Raw genomic sequence first — 2,522 nt, 5'->3', positions numbered from 1 at the left:
GCCAGAGCGACAGCCAGCAGCAAAAACTGACCGACGATCAGCTTCTTGCGCTCGACGACATCGCCCAGCGGCAGCAGAAACAGGAGTCCGGCGGCGTAACCCAGCTGGGTCGCCGTCGGAATCATCGCGGCTAGCGAGCCGGGCAGATCCCGTTCAATCAAACCCAGCATGGGCTGGTTGTAATAGATGTTGGCGACCGCCAGGCCGGCGGCCGCGGCCATGGACAGAGTGAGCCCGCGTGACGGAGTACGATGATTGCTCATGATAGGGATTTCCTTTTGGTCACAATTCGACAAAAAACTTGTGTGAGCGGCGCAAAGGCGGGACGCTAGGGCTCTTGCCGGGATTTCGCCGCATGGATCTCTTCGCCGCCCTCCGGGCGTTCACGATGGTGGTGGATCGGGGCGCCTTCGCCCGCGCCGCCGATGTCATGGGTCTTTCGACCTCGTCGGTGACCCGGCAGGTGGACGCTCTGCAGGACCATCTCGGCGTCCTCCTGTTGAACCGCTCCACGCGCCGGCTGACTTTGACCGACGCCGGAGAACGCTATTTCGAACAAGTCCAGCGGATTCTCGGCGAACTCGACGACGCCAATCGAAGCATCGGAGACCGGGCCGGACCGCCCCGGGGCATATTGCGGGTCAGTCTGCCGGTGGCCTTCGGCCAGATGCACGTGGCGCCGATGTTGCCAGCGTTCCTGGCGGCGCATCCGGGGATCGAACTCGAGCTCGATCTGACCGATGCCCAAATCAATTTGGTGGAGGACAGGGTCGATGTCGCAATCCGGCTCGGATTGGTGGAGGCGCCGGGGCTGATTGTCCGCAAGTTGGCGCCCATGCGACGCATCATCTGCGCCAGCCCCGAATATCTCGCCCGCCGGGGCGTTCCGACGCTGCCGGGTGATTTGACCAATCATGACTGTTGCCTTTTCGCCTATGGCCGTGGCGACCAAAGCTGGCGTCTGAAGAAGGGGAGCGTCGAGCAGGTTGTGCGAGTCGCCGGACCGCTCCGGGCCAACAACTCGATCGTTCTGCGGGACGCTGCGGTCGCCGACCTCGGTCTGGTTCTGCTGCCGACCTGGCTGCTTGGCGAGGACATCAAGGGCGGCCGGCTGCGGCCCCTGCTCACTGACTGGGAAGCCAGCCCAACCGGGCCGGAGGCGGCGATTCACGCGGTTTTCCTGCCGAACCGCCGATCCTCCGCCAAGGTGCGGGCCTTTATCGACTTCCTGATTTTGCATTTCGGTTCGCCGCCCTATTGGGATCGGAAGTAGCTCACGCGAGCGCCGGATAGTCGGTGTAGCCGACCGCGCCGCCGCCGAAGAAGGTGGCTGCATCCGGCTCATTCAGCCGCCGGTTGAGCTGGAAGCGCATCGGAAGATCGGGGTTGGCGAGGAAGGCGCGCCCGAAGGCGATGACGTCAGCCCGACCGCCGGCGAGCGCCTGTTCAGCCTTGGCAAGGTCGTATCCGCCGGCAAGGATCAGCACGCCCCGATAAAGACGGCGCAGCAGGCGAATGATCTCGTCCCAGCGCGGATCCGGCCTTTCGTCCCTGACCGTGCCGACGATCTCCGGTTCGACCAGATGCAGATAGGCGAGGCCGCGCCGGTCGAGTTCGCGGACGATGTGGCCGAAGGTCGCTTCGGGCGTGCGGTCGCCCATTCCCATGAACCGCCCCATCGGGGTCAGACGCACGCCGACGCGGTTGGCGCCCACGGCGGCGGCGACGGCGTCCACCACTTCGAGCAGCAGGCGCGCCCGGTTTCTGGAAGCGCCGCCATAGGCGTCACTCCGATGGTTGCTGGTGCTGTTGATGAACTGATCCAACAGGTAGCCGTTGCCGGCGTGAATTTCGACGCCGTCCATCCCGGCGGCCATCGCGTTGCGCGCCGCCTGGGCGTAATCGGCGACGATGCCCTTGATCTCGCCTCGGGTCAGGGCGCGCGGGACCGGCACGTCGGCCCAGCCGCCCTCGCCGTTGTCGTCGACAATGAAGGTCTTGCCGGGCGCGGCCAGGGCGCTCGGCGCGACCGGGGCTTCGCCATTGGGTTGGAAAACGGGATGGGACACCCTGCCGACATGCCATAGCTGCAGGAAGATGCGTCCGCCCTCCTGGTGGACCGCCTTGGCCACGGTCCGCCAGCCGGCGATCTGCTCGGGCGAGTGGATGCCGGGCGTCCAGGCATAGCCCTGGCCTTGCTGCGAGATCTGCGTGGCTTCAGTCACGATCAGCGCGGCGCTGGCGCGCTGCCGGTAATATTCCACCATCATGGCCGTGGGCACATTGCCCTTTCCGGCGCGGGAACGGGTAAGCGGGGCCATCGCGACGCGATGGGGAAGGTCGAAAGGTCCGACTTTGATCGGCGTAAAGAGACTGGTCACGGCGGCTACTCCTTGAATTGGTTCGCCGCTGATCCTGGCTCATTCTTTTGCTGCCGATAATCACGCATTTTCGCGTTTCATCTTTGCGTTTCACGCAATGATTTGATGGCGGTTTTTTGGGCAAGGCGCTGGTATATTGTC

General features: G+C 64.6%; 2 protein-coding genes and 1 pseudogene. 1 reads left to right on the top strand and 2 read right to left on the bottom strand.

Annotated elements, in window-relative coordinates:
* Nucleotides 1-263: pseudogene (locus ACLP25_RS04975) on the bottom strand (MFS transporter); the annotation flags it as partial.
* A 92-nt stretch (nucleotides 264-355) separates the two neighbouring features.
* Here ACLP25_RS04975 and ACLP25_RS04970 point away from each other — a divergent pair.
* A complete protein-coding gene (locus ACLP25_RS04970) occupies nucleotides 356-1,273 on the top strand; it encodes a LysR substrate-binding domain-containing protein (protein ID WP_442468119.1) in 918 nt (305 codons plus the stop codon).
* Between the two features lies 1 nt (nucleotide 1,274).
* Here the strand turns inward: ACLP25_RS04970 and ACLP25_RS04965 are convergent, their stop codons facing one another.
* The gene (locus ACLP25_RS04965) at nucleotides 1,275-2,381 is read right to left on the bottom strand and encodes an alkene reductase (protein ID WP_442468118.1); all 1,107 of its coding nucleotides are present in this window, start codon (nucleotides 2,379-2,381) and stop codon (nucleotides 1,275-1,277) included.
* Nucleotides 2,382-2,522: the final 141 nt, after the last annotated feature.

It is taken from the genome of Roseiarcus sp. (assembly GCF_052145395.1).
Taxonomy (GTDB): Bacteria; Pseudomonadota; Alphaproteobacteria; order Rhizobiales; family Beijerinckiaceae; genus Roseiarcus.
The sequence above is the reverse complement of the archived record's forward strand: the minus strand, read 5'-3'. Positions and strand labels throughout refer to the sequence as shown.